This is a genomic window from Aeromonas sp. MaB10011B, from assembly GCF_017939325.1.
GTDB lineage: Bacteria > Pseudomonadota > Gammaproteobacteria > Enterobacterales > Aeromonadaceae > Aeromonas > Aeromonas caviae.
The window spans coordinates 142,789-161,125 of record NZ_JAGKRK010000042.1 but is presented as its reverse complement, the minus strand read 5'-3'; the positions used below and the strand labels follow the sequence as shown (position 1 = coordinate 161,125).

Here is an 18,337-nt window from a genome sequence, read left to right as displayed (position 1 = left end):
ACTGGGAATAACGCCTTAAATGGCGAAGAAACGGTCTAAATAGGCTGATTCAAGGCATTTACGGGAGAAAAGATCGGCTCAAACTGAAAAAATGAAATGACTGAGTCAGCCGAGAAGAATTTCCCCGCTTATTCGCACCTTCCCTAATTAATTGCTCCTTGAAGCCAATACATACACCTTTATGTTCATCTGCATAATGGGCCCACATCAATTGATTTTTACGAGCCTTACTAAATGAGCAGATTCCAGTTTCTGATAACTGTTTTTTTATAACGTCATGATAGTATTCTCTTTCTTCTTTCGGAAATGGATAGCGATCCCATACAGCATCCAGAACTTCTGAGAATGAAGATTCGCCTTCAAATGGATCGTTCAACGAAGCTGGTGTGGCGAACCACAGTTCACGATTTAGGAGCAGTTCCAAACAGCTTTTATCGAGTTTTCGATATTTAAATAAAATTCTCGGATGTAACATTTCATCTCTTTGAATATAACAATGTGTTAATGGAGGATGAGCAAAGCCACAGGTGATCCTTGGGGTTTTGGGCAGTAGGGGAAGGGCCGTCTGGGTAAGGTATCAAGTACGAGAAATTCTGTTGAGAAAAAAACCATCTAAAGCATGGAATCTGAATGATTTTTTGAAGGCGATCTGATTTCAAGGCGGTCAATATCCCGTCATTTCCAGATAGCCGACGCCTTTGGCGTCCCCCGAGACTAAGACCGCCCCTTCCCAGTAGTCAAAACGCCCCGTCATGGCCTGATTGGGCTGGCGCGCCTGGATGGTGAGCTTGATATCGGCGGCTTCCAGCTGCCACTCGATGGGGTAGGCTTGCCCCTTGGGGCCGCGCCAGGTCTTGCCGGGAGTGAGGCGGATGTGATCTGGGCTCAGCACCCGGCTGCTGCCGTCCCGTTCAATCAGGATGCCGTAGCGGTTCTCGGGCTTGTTTTCGGAATGGGCGCGGCCCGATTTGGTGCGCAGGCGAAACAGCATCAGCTCGCGGCCATCTTCAAATTGCAGCGAAAACCAGTCCCAGCCCGATTGCCACTCGGCCAATACCGAGCTGCTCCACTCGTGATCAAACCAACCCTCACCGCTGACGTTGCGGGTCTCCCCATCCAGGGTCAGGGTGCCGCTGATGGTCAGGCGCGGGTAGGAGTAGTAGAAGGAGGCGTTGCCCGGGCTCTTCTCGCTGTAACCCTGTTTGCCCTGTAGCACCGCCGGCTTGGCGGCGCTCACCTTCACATCAAGCTCCCCCGCCTTGCTTTGCACCTTGAGGGTGGCGGGAAAAAGCGCTTCGCCCTGAGAGGCCAGCACCCACTCTTTCAGCCAATACTGACCGCCGCTGGCACCGGCGAGCCCTGGCCCCTGGCGGCTGGTGCGCTCGTCCTGCTGGTGGCTGCCTTTGCTCACATCCGTGATGGCGAACTGGGCCAGCCAGAGCTGGGGGGTGAGCCAGGGGTTCTCCGATGTGATCTCCTGCTCGATGCCTTGGCGAAACAGGGTCCACTGCATGCCGTAATCGCGCCCCTGCTCGTCTTTCAGGTTGCCGGTGAGATACCACCACTCGGAGCGGTAGTCGGGGTGGGCACCGTGATCCACGGGCAGGTTGATGGACTGACCCGGCAGTGCCTTTTTGAAGTGATCGCTGCCGCCGCCAAGGATGCTCCCCAAATCGCTGGCCTGCGCGTTGCCGCTTATGGCAATAAGCGGGATCAAGGGGGCTGCAAGCCACAGGGTCCGTAAAGAGGACAAGATTTCCCTCACCCTGGCCCTCTCCCGAAGGGAGAGGGGATGGTTCACGATAGCTCTGTGCGCTTCTCTGCGTTGAATCAAGGGCGGTGACAGGGATCTGGTCAATGGGAACGTCAAGCCATGGCTGAGCCAGTGCGCCAACCGATATTTCATACCACTCTCCTTGCGGCGTACCAGGAGGCGAGCGCGCCACAGACGGGGGCGAGCAGGAGCGCCGTGACGGCGTGCAAGGGGGCGGCCTCGAAGGCCAGCCGCCAGCCAAAGGCGCGGGGGTTGACCACCTCGATGAGCACCCAGGCAAGGCCATAGCCCACCGGCAGGGCCAACAGCGCGGTGAGCAGCCCGAGGCCCGCCCCTTGCCACACCAGCAGCCGGCGGCAGTGGCGCGGGCTCAGGCCAAGGCTTTGCAGGGTCTGCAACTCGCCGCGCCGGGCCAGCCCCAGCACCATAAAGGCCGAGCCGATGCCGACGAAGGCGATCCCCAGAATGAGCAACTTCAATAGCTCGGTCACCACGAAGGTCTGATCGAACACCTTGAGGGCTGCGGCGTGGATGGCGGGGGCGGGCAACAGGTTCACCTGCTCACCAAACTGGCTCCTGAGCCTGTCACCAAGGTGCTCGGGATCCGGGCTGAAGAGGGCCAGGGATTGCACCTTGCCCCCTTCGAAGGCGTGCAGTATCTGCCCCTTGTCGCTGCCGTAATCCTGATAGACGCCGGTGACGGTGAAAGCCCTCGGCCCCCCTTCGCTGGTTACCTCGAGGCGCTGGCCCACCCTGACCCCGAGACGTACCGTCAGCGGTTCGCTCGCCAGCACCTCGTCGGGAGCAGCGGGCCAGCGCCCGGCCAACAGGGGATAGGCGGCTTTGAGCTCGGGGATAAAGTCCATCTGCGCCCACTCGATGGGCTGCCCCTGCCAGCGGGCGGGGAGCACGGCGCGGCGGGAGGCGGCGCGCACATCTGGCGAGGCGAGGATGGTGTTGAGGGTCTGCTCGCCGAGTGCGCCCCTGCTGCCGGCCACCCCCTTGGGAGCGGTGACGTAGAGATCGGCGGCCAGGCGCTGGCCGAGCCAGATCTCCACGCTCGAGCGAAAGCTCGACACCATGACCCCGATGCCGATGGCCGCGGCGATGGCCAGTTGCAGCGCCATCACCGCGATGGCGGTGCGATCCAGGTGATAGAGGGTTTCTGCCACCCCGAGCCGGGCGGTGAGGGGGCCGCGTGCACGCAGCCGCCCCAGCAAGGAGCGAAGGGCATCGGGCAGCAGGAGGGCCATGGCGAGCAGCCAGCCTCCGGCCACGAAGAGGGCGCCGCCAAGGCCGGTGGCGGGCTGCCACAGACACAGGGCGCACAGCAGCAGAATGACGATGGCAAGCCCCCGGCGTTGCCAGGGGTGAGCCGGTGGGCGACTGTTGCCCTCTCGCAGCGCAAGGGGGGATTGGCGCAGCAGTTGCCACCAGCCGGGCAGGTTGGCGGCAAGCATCCCCAGAAGGCCAATCACCAGCGCCTTGCCAAGGCTCGTCGGGGAGAGGCGCAGCAGGTCGATGGGGTTGGGGCCATAAAGGTCGGCCAGCGCCTGGGTGAGCTGCCCCATCAGGGCGAGGGCCAGCAGGCTGCCGAGCAACAGCCCGAGCAGAGTGCCGAGGGTGGCGAGGATCAGGATCTCCAGGGTCAGCCAGCGCAGCACCCGGCGCGGCGGCATCCCGAGGATGATGAGCTGGGCGAGCAGGGGGCGGCGCACGCTCTGCACGAAGCGCTGGGCGTTGAACACCAAGAACAATCCCACCGCCATGGCGAGCAGGGAGAGGGCGGTAAGGTTCAGCGCCAGCGCATCTCCGAGCTGGCTGGCATCGAGGGCCGGGCTGATGGGCTCAAGCCAGAGGGGCTGATGGGGGGCATAGGATTGCAGGGCCGCCTGCAAGGCTCTTTGCAAGGTATGGGCCTCTTGCTCGCTGAGTTTGAAGACGATGCGATCCAGTCTGCCTTCCTTGCCAAGCAGGGGCTGGGCGAGGCCGATGTCGGTCACCAGCAGCCGCTCCATGGGGACGGCGCCGGGCTCGAAGGTGCCCGCCAGGGTCAGAGTCAGGGGGCGTTGCCCCTCATCCCCCAGCACAAAGGTTCGCGACTGGCCCGCTTGCCAGTCAAGGCGCCTCGCCTCGGGGGCGGCCAGCCAGACGCTGTCGGCGCGATTCAACGAGACATCGGGTTGGCTGTCAGGCGCATCGCCAAAGAGGCGGCGCAGGGGGCCGGGGTTGAAGAGATCCATCCCCAGCAACTGGAAGCTGTGCCCCTGCTCGTCCTTGAGCCAGGCGTGAAGCTCTGGCATGGCGTCAAGGTTCGGCTGGCTTCGCACCAGCCTCACGTAGACTTGCTCATCCAGGCCACCCTGGGGGGCCAGGCGGTAGTTGGCCTCCCCGGCGAGCTGGCTGCGGGCGGCGACGAAGTTGGTGCGGGCGCTGTGGTTCAAGAGCTCGATGGCCACCACCAGGGTGACCCCGAGGGTGAGCCCGGCCAGGCTCATCAAGAGCAACCAGGGGTGAGCGCGATAGAGGCGCAGCAGCGCCTTGAGCGGCAACATCAGCAGGCCCCCCGGCAGACGTCAGCCATGGCGGCGCCCCTTGAGCTCGACCAGCTGCCCCCCTTCAAGGCGCAGCACCCGATCCGCCAGGTCGCCATAGCCCGGGTTGTGGCTCACCAGCAAGAGACCGGCGCCGGTATCGCGCACCGCGCTCATCATCAGGGCCATCACCTGCTCGGCGTTGTGTTCATCAAGGCTCCCGGTGGGTTCGTCGGCGAGCAGCCAACGGGGCTGATGAATGAGGGCTCGGGCCAGCGCCACCCGCTGGCGCTGGCCGCCGGAGAGCTGTTCCGGCCAGGCGTGGCGTTTGTGGCCCATGCCAAGGCGCGCGAGCAGGGCATCGAGGCGCCCATCGTCCTGGGGCAGGTTGTTTATCTGAAGGGGCAGGGCGAGGTTCTCGGCCACGGTCAGGGTCGGCAGCAGGTTGAAATCCTGATAGACGATGCCGAAATGGCGCCCGCGAAGCCGGGCCCGCTCGTCTGTCGGCAGGGTGTCGAGACGGGTCTCTTTCAGCCAGATCTCCCCCTCGTCCGGGGCGATGAGACCGGCGATGAGGTTGAGCAGGGTGGACTTGCCACAGCCGCTTTGCCCCAGCAGCAGGCAGGTTTCCCCCGGGGTGAGGGCGAGATCCAGCCCCTCAAACAGGGGGAGCGTCTCGCCGCCGTTGGCGAAGCGTTTACTGAGGTTGCGCAGGCTAAGCATGGGATAACCGTTTGATGGTCAATGGCTTTCACAATGTCCGTCACTATGCCAGTTAGTGATCGCGCCTGCAAAAGGGATGGGGATCCTCGCTGGATCCCGCTTGCCTGAGGTGGTTAGAATAGGGCCTTCCATGGGTCACAGGATGAGCAAGGATGTTACACAAGCAAGTCAGTTTTATCGTCGACAGCAAGGGCGTCAAGCAGGCTGCCGTGGTCCCCATCGATATCTACAACGAGCTGATGACCCTGCAAAAGGCCCTCTCCGACAACAAGCCGGGGGAGCGCGAGCTCTACCACTTCAACGGCAAGGGGGCAGAGGCCCATGGTTATCCGGTGGGCAAGCGGCAAAACCCCGGTTTCATGGTCCAGGCGGGCTCCACCGCCAACGGCGAGGATGCGGCCTCCCTGCGCGAGGCGGTGATCGAGCTGCGCCAGGAGCTGCTGGGCAAGGGGGTGCTCGTTCCCCACCCCGAAGGGGGCTTCATCTTTACCGCCGATCAGCTCTTCAACAGCCCGAGCCTGGCTGCGAGCCTGGTGGCGGGCAACAACCGAAGCGGGCTGGATGCCTGGCAAAACAGCGCAGGCTACACCCTCAAGCAATCGGGTTTTGGCAAGAAGACCTCCTGATGACGGGGCCCGGCAACGGGCCTATCTCATGTTTGCCTGAGTGCCCGCGGCGGGCCGCTCATCAGGATGACAAAGAGGCGGCTTCCCTTTGCGCTGCTAGCCTCAATGCCAGACGCCTGCCAGGAGATGCCGCCATGTCTGGACTCCTTCGCCTCGTGCCCGGGGCGGCACTGCTCAGTGCCCCCGCCGCTGCGGGCAACGTCCCCCTCGATCTGACCCACAGCGGGGTCGGGCTCTTCGCCCTCGCCATCTTCGCCTTGGCTTATGCCCTGGTGATGGCCGAGGAGTACCTGAAGCTGCGAAAATCCAAGCCGGTGCTGGTGGCCGCCGGCATCATCTGGATAGCCATCGGCCTGGTCTATGCGGGGCAGGGGCAAAGCGAGCTGGTTCAGGCCGGGTTTCGCCACAACCTGCTGGAGTATGCCGAGCTGATGCTCTTCTTGCTGGTGGCCATGACCTATGTGAACGCCATGGAGGACAGGCTGCTGTTCGCCGTGCTGCGGGTACGCCTGGTGCAGGCGGGATTCAGCCTGCGTACGCTCTTCTGGCTCACCGGTTTTCTCGCCTTTTTCATCTCCCCCGTGGTGGACAACCTCACCACGGCGCTGCTGATGTGCTCAGTGGTGCTCAACGTGGCCAACGGGGAGCGCCGCTTCATCAACCTGGCCTGCATCAACATCGTCGTGGCAGCCAATGCGGGCGGCGCCTTCAGCCCCTTTGGCGACATCACCACCCTGATGGTGTGGCAGGCGGGCAAGGTGCCGTTCCAGCAGTTCTTGCTGCTCTTCATCCCCGCCCTGCTCAACTTCCTGGTGCCGGCCACCCTGATGAGCCTGATGGTGCCCCGTCTGGTGCCCGCCATCCCGGGCGAGATGGTGGTGCCAAGGCGCGGCGCCGTTGTCATCGTGCTGCTCTTTGTGCTCACCATAGTGACCGCCGTCGCCTGCCATCACTTCCTGGGGTTGCCCCCCGTGCTCGGCATGATGATGGGGCTGGGCTACCTGCAATTTTTCAGTTTCTATCTGCGAAAGACCCAGCCCGTCACCCTGGCCCGGGCGCGGGCGCTGTATGAGCGCACCGGGGACGAGGCCAGGCTGCTGCGTCTGGGCTCGGTGGTGCCGTTCGATGTGTTCAACAAGATTGCCAAGGCGGAGTGGGACACCCTGCTCTTCTTCTACGGGGTGGTGATGTGCGTCGGCGGTCTCGGGTTTATGGGGTATCTGGCGCTTGCCTCCCATTTCCTCTATGACGGTGGCGATCCGACCCTGGCCAACGTCGCCATCGGCCTGCTCTCCGCCCTGATCGACAACATTCCGGTGATGTTCGCCGTGCTCTCCATGGAGCCGCAGATGAGCACGGGGCAGTGGCTGCTGGTGACATTGACCACCGGGGTGGGGGGCAGTCTGCTCTCGGTCGGCTCCGCCGCCGGAGTGGCCCTGATGGGGCAGGCCAGGGGCATGTATACCTTCGTCGGGCACCTCAAGTGGTTGCCTGCCATTTTGCTTGGCTATATGGTCGGCATAGGGGCGCACCTGTGGCTCAACAGCGCCCTGTTTTAGGCAATCCGGTTCCAGGCACCAGGGAGAGGCAGGATGGGACAACTGTTCGAGGCGCTTTTGCCGCGCCATGTCACCTTTATCGAGGGGCAGAAGATCTTCTTTGTCGGCACGGCGGCCGCGAAGGGATCGGTCAATCTCTCCCCCAAGGGCGGGGATTCGCTGCGCGTCCTCGATGCCCACACCCTGGCCTGGCTCAACCTGACCGGCAGCGGCAACGAGTCCGCGGCCCAGGTGCTGCAACAGCCGCGCATGACGGTGATGTTCTGCGCCTTCGAGGGGGCGCCGCTTATTCTGCGGGCCTATGGCCAGGCACGGGTGCTGCACCGCACTGATCCGCAGTGGCCGTCGTTGCTGGCGCTGTTCCCCCCAAGCGTCGCGGCTCGCCAGATCTTCCTGCTGGACATTGAACGGGTCCAGACGTCGTGCGGCATGTCGGTGCCCCTGTTTGACTATCAGGGAGACAGGGAGGATCTCGCCAACTGGTCGGCACGCCAGGGACAGGAGGGGATTGAGGCCTACTGGCGCAAGAAGAACCAGCTAAGCCTGGATGGGCTGGAGAGCGAGATCCTGGCGCGCAGCGGGTTGCAGGCCGATGACTGAGGCCTGCGCCCCGATGCAAAAAGCCCTGTCCATGGACAGGGCTTTTTCATTGCAAGGCATCAGGGGACGCGCTTGCCGCTCAGCAGCCAGTAACTGAGGGCCGACCCCAGGCCGCAACCGGCGATGGCGATGGCCATGGGGAGCGGCGATTCGGGGGGATTGAGGTTGACCAGGACCCCCACCAGGGCCCCAAGGCCAAAGCGCAGGGTGCCCGCCAGCGCCGAGGCGGTGCCTGCGGACTGGGGAAAGTGGCCCATCAGGCCGGTCATGGCGTTGGCCCCCACCAGGCTGATGTGGCCGACGAAGAGCACCACAGGGATGACGATGCCCCACAGGCCGCCGGTCTGGCTCCAGGCGTTGTAGATGAGCAGGGCCCCGGCGAGCGGCAGCACGGTCAGGCCGTATCGCAGCATGCGCTCGGCACCCACCCCTTTCACCAGCCGGCTGTTGGCGAAGGTGACCACCATCATCAGCAGGATATTGAGGCCAAAAAGCCAGCCGTAGTGCTCGGTCGGCACCTTGAAATACTCGATGTAGACATAGGGGGAGGCGCTCAGGAAGGCGAACATGCCGGAGCTCGACAGGGCGCCGCACAGCACATAGCCCATGGCACCACGGTGGGAGAGCACCCCCCAGTAGTTGCGAAGCACCTGCCCGAGTCGCAGGGGCTGCTTGTGCTCGGGTTTGAGGGTCTCCTCAATCTTCCACTGCATCACCAGGCAGATGAGCAGGCTGATGGCCACCAGCAGCCAGAAGATGACCCGCCAGTCGCTGTGAGCGCTGATATACCCCCCCACCACGGGGGCCACCAGGGGGGCGAGGGTCATCACCAGGATGACGAAGGACATGGCGCGGGAAAACGCATCCTTCTCGAACAGGTCGCGCAGCAGGGCGTTGACCACCACGGAACCCGCGGCGCCCCCTGCGGCCTGCAACATGCGCCAGGCGAGGAGCTCAGGCAGGGAGTCCGCCATGGCGCAGCCCACGGAGGCCACGGCAAACATCGTCAGGCCCGCCAGGATCACCGGCTTTCTGCCGAAGCTGTCGGCGAGCGGCCCGTAAAAGAGCTGGCCGATGGCAAAGCCCCCCAGGAAGGCGCTGATGGTGAGCTGGGCGCCGTCGATGCTGGTAGCCAGATCCCGGGCGATGGCGGGAATGGCGGGCAGATACATGTCCACCGCAAGCGGCGTCAGGCCTGCCAGGGCGCCGAGCAGGATGAAGAGGAAACGGGGGGAGAGGGAGCTGGCTTGGGGCATAGGGTATCCAGTCTTGATGAGTGCGAAGTCAGGGAGTGACAAACATCCAGTCTACCAGTTTTGGTGACGGGGGTGATCCTGTATGCCGAGCCAGAGGCCGGGCTCGGCGTGAAAGCGGGGGGCAAACCAGACTCGCTGGCCACCGGCGGGCAGATCCTCCGGGCCGAGGGGGCGCCGGCTGAGCCGGCAGGCCCCTTGCGCCAATGCAAGGCGTGCATCCCCCTGATACCAGCCGTCGGTGACGGGCAGGGCCGTGGTCTCTCGCAGCAGCCTCACACCCCACTGGGTCACCAGCGCCGGGCACGCTTGCTCGGCCAGTCTGGAAGCCCGGGTCATGGCTGGTGCCGCCAGCGGGGTGAGGGTGCAGAGCAGCAGCACGAGGGCCCCCAGCATGGCTGGCAGCTCGCCCCGGCGTGGCAGCCAGCCTGCCAGCAGCACGATACCGAGCAGGGTGATGGGCGCGAGATGGCGGGGATTGTCCGGATTCTGGCCAACCAGGGTCCAGAGCAGCAGGGCGAGCCAGTAGAGCGTCCAGAGCACGGAGGGGGTCGCATTGTGATCTTTTGACCGTTGCCAGAGTGGCAGTATCAGCAAGGCTCCCATCAACAGGGGCCAGAGCGGGGTGAGCTGATCGTTGAAGGTATTCGCCCAGCTCAGCAGTCGATCCCCGTGGGCCGCCGCCGTGTTGCCCCACAAGGTAAAGTGACCGTCGGTAAAGCGGCGCCCCTCGCTGAAATAGGCCCAGCCATCGGCCTGCCAGACAAACAGCAGGCAGGCTAACCCCACCAGCGTGATGGGGAGCATAAACCTGACGCGCATTCCCTTTTGCGCCATCCCCAGCCAAAGGGGCAGCAGCGCCAGCACGAAGTAGGAGGGGCGCAGCGCCAGCATCAGGCCCAGCAGCAGACCCGCCAGCGTTATCTTGCGCTGTTGCAAGCCCAGGAGAGCTCCGAGCCAGGCGGCCAGCGCAGGCCCGTCCGAGAGGCCGGAAAGAGCGAGAGTCGGGGTGAGCGGCAGGGCCAGCACCAGCAGCCAGACCGGCGCCAGCAGGCTGGGCCGTTGCCACAATCTGACCGCCAGCGAGGCGGCGAGCGGCGCCAGCAAACAGCTCCCCAACAGGCTTGCCCACTGCACCGCGCGGGCCGGTTCGTCCACCGCCAGATTGATCAGCCGCGCCAGCCAGATAAAGGCGGGGTAGCCCGGAAAGTGGGGGGAGAACTCCAGCACGCTGAAACGCACCACCCCGTGGGCGAAGTTGAGGGCATCGTCGGAATCGAGGGCCACCGGGAAGGCCAGCAGCCAGCCAAGCCAGACCAGTTGTAGAAGGATCAGCAAGTAGGGTCGATTAGCGAAGCGTAATCGGCCGTGGTAACGCCCCCCTTCTCCCCTTGCGGGAGAAGGGGCGGGGATGAGGGGGGCCGTCGTCATCGATGAGAGGTCATCAAAGTGCGTAGGGTGGGTAGCGCGCAGCGAAACCCACCGCTTGTCACAGCGAGGTGGCGTAGTGATGGGCAGGTAGCCATCAGTGCGGTGCCAGCACGGCCATCAGCGCTTTTTCGGCATCGCTAAAGGCGGCCGCATCGGCGGGCTTGGCGCCCACCCCGAACACCCCAGGGTTGCCGATGGCATCGAGCACCTTGGCCAGCGCCTGTTCGGCGGCCTTGCGATCCCCTTCATTGAGGGAGGGGAGGATGAGATCCAGGAAGCGCTTGCTCTTGACCACCAGCACCTTGGCGGTCTGGTAGTCGCCAAGGTTCTGGCTGGCCCCCTCGAGGCGGCGCTCGATCTCCGCCTTGTAGGCCCGGTTGAGCAGGGCGGCGGTGGCTGCGGCGTCTTTGGCCTTGATGGCGGCTGCCAGCGGTGCTTGCAGCTCGACCTTGTGGTGCTGTTCCAGATAGGTCAGCTCCTCGGCAATCTCGCTCAAGGTGGCACTGGCATCCTTGCCGTCAGTGGCGGCGCCCAGCAGTGCCTCGCGAGCATCGATCAGCGGCTCCTTGCCGGCAGCGGCGTAGGAGTAAGCCTGCGCCTGCCCGCAGAGGGCCAGCAGCAGGGTGAGGGCAAGTAAACCCGGGCGGATGGTCATCCTCTTCTCCTTGTTTGTTTATGGCGCGGCCATCAGGCCACGCTCTGGGTCTCAATCACGGTATTTTCGTTGCGATGATTGAAGATGGCGTGACGTCTGTCTACCCCGTCGATCACCATGTCAGCGGCCATCATCCCCATCTCCATGGCGGTGTCGGTGAAGATGTAGCGGAATGTCCCCTGACGGCCGGTCATGATGAGGTTGGTGATGGGCATCAGCGCCTTGATGGCCTCGTTGCGGCGGGCCTGATAACCGAGGTCCATCAGCGGATAGGCGTACTCGCTGCGCGCCTCGAAGGTCTCATCGCCAAGCTTGGCGATATCGACGCCGAGGCTCGCCAGATCATCGGTAACCCGACCGCGCAGATCAGAGAGCGGCGCCTGCCAGGTGGCATCTCCCGGGTTGCAGGGGATCTCCAGCATCACCGAGGTCTGGCCCTGGGGCGCCATAAAGGGGCTGCGGCGGCGCGGCTCCTGCAAGCGGGTGGCCAGGATATGGGGGTCGGAGAGGTACTGCCAGGTGTTGTCCGACAGGTTCTCCTGTTTGAGGGGCATATTGACGAAGCGCAGCGACCGGTAGTGGAGATCGCACGGCAAGCCTAGATGCTGGCAGGTGAGCGGCAGCGGCAGGGTGGAGATGACCTGATCAAATCGCTCGCTCTGCTCCACGTTATCTTGTGACCAATAAACCCGTTCAATGCGGCCACCAGCCTGCTCAAGGCGGGTGATGGTGGCGCCGGTTTTGAGCTCAACCCCTTCGGCAATCAGCCGCTCCCCCAGGGTGGTGAAGATCTGGCCGAAGCCGTATTTGGGGTAGCGGTACTTGCGGGCATAGGTGCGCACCGAGATGCTGCCGTTGCGTCTTGGCAACAGGCGGCGCGCCACGTCTTTGAGGTCAATCAGGCTGATGCGCTGGCCAGCCCAGTCGGCGGAAAGCTGGTCCGGGTTGATGCCCCACAGCTTGCCGGTGTAGCCCTCGAAGAACTGGCGATAGAGGGTGCGACCGAAGTGGCTCTGGATCCACTCGGCAAAGCTTGCCTTGGCAAAATCGGTGGGCTTCTTGGCAAAGGGCAACAGCAGCAGATCCTTCACCGCCCCAGCCATCAGGGCGAGCGGCGCCGTCTTGAGCAAATTGGGCAGGTTCAAGGGGTAGTCGTAGGTGCGCCCACCGAAGCGGATCACGCTCTTGCGCTCGGCGTGGAGCAGATCGTCCCCCATCAGCTCGTCGATAAAGGCGAGCAGCTCGGGGTTCTTGGTGATGAAGCGGTGGCCGCCGTAGTCGAAGCGATACTCACCGTCGTGTCCCTTGAAGGTCTGGGTGGCGCACATGCCGCCCACCACGCTCTCCTGCTCGAACAGGGTGACCGCAAAACCGGCCTGGCGCAGGCGCCAGGCGGCCATCAGACCGGCAGGGCCGGCGCCCAGTACCGCTATGTGTTGTGTGTTGTTGTCGCTCATGACTCTGTTATCCGAAACGCTGACCAAAAGAGAAGAAGTGGAAAAGGCGGCCCCGCTGAGCCGCCTTGTCATCCGCTGCTGCGCCGCGCTGGGCAATCAGCGCTGGGGACGATAGTTGCGATGCCAGACGGTGACGAAGATCACCAGGTAGCTGGCCCAGGTCAGCAACTGCAGGCCGGCTGGTGAGGCATTGTAGCCAAACAGGGCGCGCAGGAAGGTACCAAATACCCCCTGATCGTCGAGAATGTGACTGATGTTGAAGACAGGCTCGGTCCAGAAGGTGATGAGCCCGGCTGCCTGCAGCATGTTGACGGCGGACGACAGCAGTCCGGCGGCGATGATGATGATAAGCAGACCGGTCCAGCGGAAGAAGGGGGCCAGCGCCACCTTGCGGGTGGAGCGCAGCAGCCCCCACACCAGTACCACCGACAGCAGCAGGCCGCCCAGCGCCCCCATCAGCCCCTCGTGCAGATCCACCCCTTGCCCGGAGTAGACCAGAGCCGAGAAGAAGAGCACGGTTTCAAACCCTTCGCGCATCACCGCCAGGAAGGCGAGCAGCACCAGACCGAACAGGTTGCCGCCGTCGATGGCGGCATCGATGCGCGCCGTCATGGCCCCCACCTGGGATTTGGCCTGCTTCTGCATCCAGACCGCCATGTAGGTGAGCACCAGGGTGGCGAAAATCAGGATCCCCGCCATCAGCAAATGGTTGTAGCGCTCGCTCTCGAACTGGCTCACCACCACCTGGAACAGGAAGGCGACCACGAGAGAGGCAAGCAGGCCCAGCACCACCCCCAGATAGACGAACTTGTTGTAGCGGCTCGCCCCCAGCTTGGCGAGGTAGGAGAGGCAGATGCCGACCAGCAGGAAGGCTTCCAGCCCCTCGCGCAGAGTAATGAGAAAACTTGCAAACATCAGGTGTGAGGCTCCGTAGCGGGCGTGAGGGGGAGAGGCTGCAGGGTGAGTTGCAGCCGATTGAGTAGCACTATGGGTGGCTCCGGCAAGCTCGGCTCGGCGGCGCGCACCGCATCATTGACCCACTTGGGGTAAGTGCGGAAATTGAGTTTGATATCGGCTTTGAAGGGGCCCTGGGCATCCGCCGGCAGCGGCCAGGCTTCATCGCGCCAGCCATCGGCCGGAATGCGGGTATCTTCAAGGAGCTTGGCGTAGCGCCAGAACTTGAGCCCCACCGGCTTGCCCTCGGCGTCGCCGAACACCTTCCTGAACAGCCGCGCATCTTCAGGGACGGCGCCATCCACCGGCTGGCCACTGGCAAGCACCAGCTTGCCGTTGGCGTCGGTGACGGTCAGCTCCAGCCAGAGTTCGCGGAAATCGGCGACCCCGGTGGGCAGGGCGTGGCCGGCGCCGGTATTGGCGACCCGCACCACCAGCTCGGGCTGGCCGCTCTGGTTTTCAATGCGGGCGGAGAGGGTGGCGCTTGAGCGCAAGAGCGCCAGGCTCTCCTGCTCGAGCGCGGGATTGCGCAGCCCCACCAGCTGGTGCTGGGCACCGGTAAAGTTGTGGCGATAGAGCCGCTCTTTCACTGTGCCGTTTTCGGTGGACTGGCCGGCCACCGGCGCGCCGCCGTTGCCCGGTGTTGGGTTCATGTGACAGTCGATGCAGGTGCGCCGCTTGGCGGGATCCTCCGCCTTGGCGAAGCTGGATTTTTCCCACTCGTCCCAGGTGTTGACGATATTGGCGCCGGTGCCCGGGACGAACTCGTTGTGGCAGGACTTGCACAGGGCCGCGTCGCGGTAGAAATCCTTCTGGTAAGAGGCCTTGTGCATGGCGGGGCGGGCGTTGATCTGCCGCTCCGCCAGCCAGTGCTGGAGGCTGCCGCCGGCGGCAGCCTCAAACACATAGCTCTCGCGGTCTTTCAAATTCACGGTAAAGGCGCTGTTGCCGCCGGCATCCTCGAGCCGGGTGATGCGATGGCAGAGCACGCAGCCGGTGCCTTCTTCCACCACGGGCTCACCTTTCTGGTGGGCTGCGATCAGTGAGGCGCCGCCCCGCTCGAACATATTCGAACCCTTGGGCAGATCCTGTTGGCCGTTCAGCACCTGCTGAGGCATGTGGCAGCCCTGGCACCACTGACCGAAGGCTTCCCCTTCGGTTTCGCGGGCCAGCGCCTGTACCACCTTGTAGTAGGGGTGGGAGTTGCCCATCAGCCGGTGGTTGCTCTCGCTCCAGTCCTGGAACGCCTGTTGGTGGCAGTTCTGGCAGGAGGCGGAGTTGAGCCACTCTTTCGGGTGAGTGGTCGGCGCCTTGGCAGGATCCCTGCGCGGGGCATCGAGCCGCAGCCAGTTGGCCAGATAGGGGAGGTTGCCATCGGCGGTGACGAAGGCGTGCAGATCCTCCATCATCGCCTTCACCTCGGGCTGGGGCCTGGCAGGGTCGACCGCTTCGGCGCCATCGCGGGTATCATGGCCCATGCCGCCCTGGGTCTGTTGGGTCATGCGCAGGTATTCGCCGATAAAGTCACCCGCCACCATGTTGACGAGGTTGGCGTGGCCGTTGATGGCGTTGTCGCCGCTCTGCTGGCGATGGGCTGCCATTAGATAGCGGTTGGTGAAGTTGAACCCGTCCAGATGGCAGGAGTTGCAGCTCATCCAGTTGTCCCCCGCCATGGGGAAGCGGCTGTTGGCGGCGGTGTTGCCCAGATTGAACAGCCGCTCGCCGCGCTGAAGCGGTTTGGGGCGCGGATCCGTCTCGACCAGTTTGGCGAAGTGGGGCACATCCACTGTGACCCGGGCGAAGGGGCCGCTGCCGCCGGTGTTGAGGCGGGTGAGATCCTGCCCCATGACGTTGTGCACCAGGATGTGGTCGCCGTCTACAAACAAGTCGCGCGGATTCTGGCCCGGCAGGTGGCGAAGGAGCTGGGTCGCCTTGGCGCCCCCCTGAAACTTCTTGCGTCTGTGGCGGTTGCTGTTCTGCTTGCCGCTGCGCGACAGGTCGAACACCAGCAGATCTTCCGAGCCCGCCAGGGTCAGGTAGACCCGCTTGCCATCGGCGGCGAAGCGCGCCGCGAACGGGTTGGAGACGATCTGGCTGCGGTTGCCGACGCTGGGCAGGTTGATCTGCAAGAAGAGCTGCTTTCTTTCATCGACCCGCTCTTTCTCTTCATCCAGGTCGATGATGGAGACCGCCGGGAAGACGGTGCTCTGAAACTGGAAGGGGTGATCGAAACTCCACAGCACGTGGGGCAGCCAGGCTTCGCTGCCATCGGGGGAGAGGGCGATGCCATCCAGCAGGCGTGGCAAGCCCTGCGAGTCGCTTGGGGTATCGCTGTGGGTCTCGGCCAGGGTGATGAGCTTGGGCTTGGGGAGGGTAGCGTCCTTCTCAAGCTTGGCGAGATCATAGATGGCGAGCTGGCCGGTCATGGCGTGGGTGAGCAGCAGGCGATCGTCGTCGGTCAGGGCCAGCCCGCGGGGTGTCTCGGCGGTTTCTGCATCCAGCTGCAGCTTGCCCGTGGTGTCGTAGGCTTGCAGGCGAGCGGATTCGAACAGCGTGACCCAGAACCACTGTCGCTTGGGATCGAAGATGACGCCGTAGGGCCTATGGCCGGTGGGGATCGCCTCTTCCAGCTCGAGTTCACCATCCAACAGCAGCAGGCGATCGCCGCTGTAGTCGGTGACCAGCAGGGTGCCATCGCCGGCGCGGGCCAGCTGGCGCAGATCGCCCCCCAGCTGCACCTCGTTGAGTCGCTTGCCAGTGCCCCGTTCGAGCAGGGTGACGGAGCCAGCACTCTGGTTGGCGGTGACGAGGTGCGGGGCGCTCCCCTCGTCATAGGCAATCATGGCGGTGCCCATCTCCTGGGCCGAGGCGGTCCCCAGCAGCAGGGCGGCCAACATCAGGGATAACAACAACTTCAACATAAGATCAGGTGCGCCATTTCAAGATGGTCCAGCGCCAGGCGTGGCGAAGCACCAGGGGAGTCAACGCGAGGGCGCTCAGCCAGTGGGCCCAGCTGGCAAGGTTGCCGAGGCTATCCCCCGGGGTGCCGTGCAGCACCAGCACCAGTCCGCTTGCCAGACAGACCAGCAGCAAGGCTTCGATGATGCGCCCCGTGGTGCGCAAAAAAGGCTTGCGGCTCTTGCGCAGCAGGCTGCGATGGGAGAGCCAGAAGGCGCCAAACAGCAGGGGGAACAGGGTGAGCGAGAGGGCGACGTGCAGGAACAGATTCCAGCGTGCCAGCGACCAGAGCGGGGTCAGCGGTTCCCACAGCAGCAGGCCGGAGAAGAACATCAGATAGAGGGAGCCCTCGGCGGCCTGATGGTGATAGGCCAGCCACTGCCAGCAGTGTCGTGGTGAGAGGGAAAGGCTTGTCATAGGTGCTCCAACGCCCGGGCAGTAAAGCCCGGGGGAGCAAGTTTACAATGCAGTAAAGGTAATGAAAAGAGTTATCAATTCGGCCTTTGATGAATAAAGGCTGAATGGAAACCGGAGTTACTTGTGGTCCGCCAGCCGCTCGGTGACAGCGTAGATGAGCGCTGCGGTGGAGAAGGCGAGGAAGACGATGACCGACCACTTCATCTCGATCTCGTTGCCGGTACCGTCGGTCAGGAAGGCCTTGAGCACCTCGATCCCGGCGATGGTGACCAGGGAGTTGATGACGATAAGTTTGAGGGAGGCGAAGTTGATCTTGCTGAGCCAGTTGTCGCCAAGGGCTGCCCGCTGCTCCGGGGTCTTGATGAACTGCACGTAGCCGCAGATGGCCACCAGGATCAGCATCTGGGCCACCAGCACGAAGTCCACCAGGGTGAGTACCCCCGTGATGAGATCCAGATAGTGGATGTCGATGATGTCGCGGCACAGCACATAGAGCTGCATGGCGAACTTCACCATCAGGAGGGCGACACAGATAAGGATGCAGACATAGAAGGGGAACATCATCAACCGGCTGCCGTTGAGCATGACGTTGAAGCGGCGCATGGGAAACTCCATCGAAAAGGAAGGCAGCCAGAATATCCGGAAAGAAAGGAGCGGGAAAGCGCCTTGGCGCCTCCCGCCCGGCCTAGAGGGGGAAAGTGGGCAGGCCCTGGAACAACTGCTGCAACCCCTCGCCCCAGGCCTTTCGCAGCGCCACGAAATGGGGGTTCTGTTCGGTGATGCGGTGCTGGTTCGTCGCCGAGAAGCTGCCCTCGTGATAGACCAGGGCATCCAGGGGCAAGCCCACCGACAGATTGCTGCGCAGGGTCGAGTCGATGGAGATGAGGGCGCACTGCAATGCGGTCTGAAGCGGCGTCTCATGGTGGATGATGCGATCGATGATGGGTTTGCCGTACTTGCTCTCACCAATCTGGAAGTAGGGGGTGTCGGCGCTCGCCTCGATGAAGTTGCCCTCCGGATAGATGTGGAACAGGCGGTGGCGCTCCCCCCGGATCTGCCCCCCCAGCAGGATGTTGCAGCCGAAGTTGATATGGCCCTGCTGCTGACCCCCATCCCGGCTGATGACGGTGCGTATGGTCTGGCCGATGAGGGCGGCAGCCTCGTAGAGGCTGGGGAGGGCAAGGAGCTCCTGCCCCTCCGTCAGCAGGCTGATGACGCTCTGGGTGGTGGCCAGATTGCCCGCGCTTTGCAGCACTATCACCCTGTCCTCCCGGGTGAAGAGGTGCAATTTGCGGAAGGTGGCGATGTGATCCACCCCCGCATTGGTGCGCGAGTCGGACGCAAACACCATGCCGTCTTGCAGGCACATGGCGACGCAATAGGTCATGACCGCGCT

Annotated in this window: 16 protein-coding genes; 3 read left to right on the top strand and 13 right to left on the bottom strand. The window is 63.6% G+C overall.

Annotated features, from left to right (window positions below; all coding sequences use genetic code 11):
- Positions 1-58 precede the first annotated feature (58 nt).
- The 4 genes from J9893_RS12840 to J9893_RS12825 form a co-directional block, all read right to left on the bottom strand.
- Complete coding sequence (locus J9893_RS12840; protein WP_210600565.1) at positions 59-475, bottom strand: DUF2971 domain-containing protein; 417 nt, start codon at positions 473-475, stop codon at positions 59-61.
- A gap of 189 nt (positions 476-664) precedes the next feature.
- On the bottom strand, positions 665-1,717 hold the full coding sequence (locus J9893_RS12835; RefSeq protein ID WP_041212867.1) for a lipocalin-like domain-containing protein: 1,053 nt from the start codon (positions 1,715-1,717) through the stop codon (positions 665-667).
- Positions 1,718-1,902: 185 nt separating this feature from the next.
- Positions 1,903-4,329 carry an FtsX-like permease family protein gene (locus tag J9893_RS12830; protein WP_041212868.1) on the bottom strand — a complete coding sequence of 809 codons (2,427 nt, stop codon included), beginning with the start codon at positions 4,327-4,329 and terminating at the stop codon, positions 1,903-1,905.
- A 21-nt stretch (positions 4,330-4,350) separates the two neighbouring features.
- A complete protein-coding gene (locus J9893_RS12825) occupies positions 4,351-5,031 on the bottom strand; it encodes an ABC transporter ATP-binding protein (RefSeq protein WP_041212869.1) in 681 nt (226 codons plus the stop codon).
- Positions 5,032-5,183: 152 nt separating this feature from the next.
- Between J9893_RS12825 and J9893_RS12820 the strand changes: the two genes are divergently transcribed.
- From J9893_RS12820 to J9893_RS12810, 3 genes are all read left to right on the top strand, one after another.
- Positions 5,184-5,657: a DUF4357 domain-containing protein gene (locus J9893_RS12820; protein WP_010674381.1), complete on the top strand. Its 474-nt coding sequence runs from the start codon at positions 5,184-5,186 to the stop codon at positions 5,655-5,657.
- A 134-nt stretch (positions 5,658-5,791) separates the two neighbouring features.
- The gene (gene nhaD / locus J9893_RS12815; RefSeq protein ID WP_210600564.1) at positions 5,792-7,216 is read left to right on the top strand and encodes a sodium:proton antiporter NhaD; all 1,425 of its coding nucleotides are present in this window, start codon (positions 5,792-5,794) and stop codon (positions 7,214-7,216) included.
- A gap of 33 nt (positions 7,217-7,249) precedes the next feature.
- A complete protein-coding gene (locus J9893_RS12810) occupies positions 7,250-7,816 on the top strand; it encodes a pyridoxamine 5'-phosphate oxidase family protein (RefSeq protein WP_128345226.1) in 567 nt (188 codons plus the stop codon).
- 59 nt (positions 7,817-7,875) lie between these two features.
- On the opposite strand, the gene J9893_RS12805 is transcribed toward J9893_RS12810, so the two are convergent.
- From J9893_RS12805 to J9893_RS12765, 9 genes are all read right to left on the bottom strand, one after another.
- Entirely contained in the window at positions 7,876-9,072 is a 1,197-nt protein-coding gene (locus tag J9893_RS12805; RefSeq protein ID WP_010674385.1) for a Bcr/CflA family multidrug efflux MFS transporter, read from the bottom strand.
- Between the two features lie 51 nt (positions 9,073-9,123).
- The gene (locus tag J9893_RS12800) at positions 9,124-10,407 is read right to left on the bottom strand and encodes a hypothetical protein (RefSeq protein WP_202040948.1); all 1,284 of its coding nucleotides are present in this window, start codon (positions 10,405-10,407) and stop codon (positions 9,124-9,126) included.
- A 187-nt stretch (positions 10,408-10,594) separates the two neighbouring features.
- Complete coding sequence (locus tag J9893_RS12795) at positions 10,595-11,155, bottom strand: hypothetical protein (RefSeq protein WP_210600563.1); 561 nt, start codon at positions 11,153-11,155, stop codon at positions 10,595-10,597.
- Between the two features lie 32 nt (positions 11,156-11,187).
- Positions 11,188-12,612 carry an FAD-dependent oxidoreductase gene (locus J9893_RS12790; RefSeq protein ID WP_164882041.1) on the bottom strand — a complete coding sequence of 475 codons (1,425 nt, stop codon included), beginning with the start codon at positions 12,610-12,612 and terminating at the stop codon, positions 11,188-11,190.
- A gap of 96 nt (positions 12,613-12,708) precedes the next feature.
- Positions 12,709-13,527, bottom strand: coding sequence for an FTR1 family protein (locus J9893_RS12785; protein WP_128313280.1), 819 nt, complete (start codon positions 13,525-13,527; stop codon positions 12,709-12,711).
- Positions 13,527-16,487, bottom strand: a complete 2,961-nt coding sequence (locus J9893_RS12780) for a hypothetical protein (protein WP_210600562.1) — start codon at positions 16,485-16,487, stop codon at positions 13,527-13,529. Before J9893_RS12780 ends, J9893_RS12785 begins: the two co-directional genes overlap by 1 nt.
- A gap of 4 nt (positions 16,488-16,491) precedes the next feature.
- Entirely contained in the window at positions 16,492-16,941 is a 450-nt protein-coding gene (locus J9893_RS12775; RefSeq protein ID WP_109113071.1) for a hypothetical protein, read from the bottom strand.
- Positions 16,942-17,058: 117 nt separating this feature from the next.
- Entirely contained in the window at positions 17,059-17,544 is a 486-nt protein-coding gene (locus tag J9893_RS12770) for a YqhA family protein (protein ID WP_210600561.1), read from the bottom strand.
- 82 nt (positions 17,545-17,626) lie between these two features.
- Entirely contained in the window at positions 17,627-18,328 is a 702-nt protein-coding gene (locus J9893_RS12765; protein ID WP_010674394.1) for a peptidase, read from the bottom strand.
- Positions 18,329-18,337: the final 9 nt, after the last annotated feature.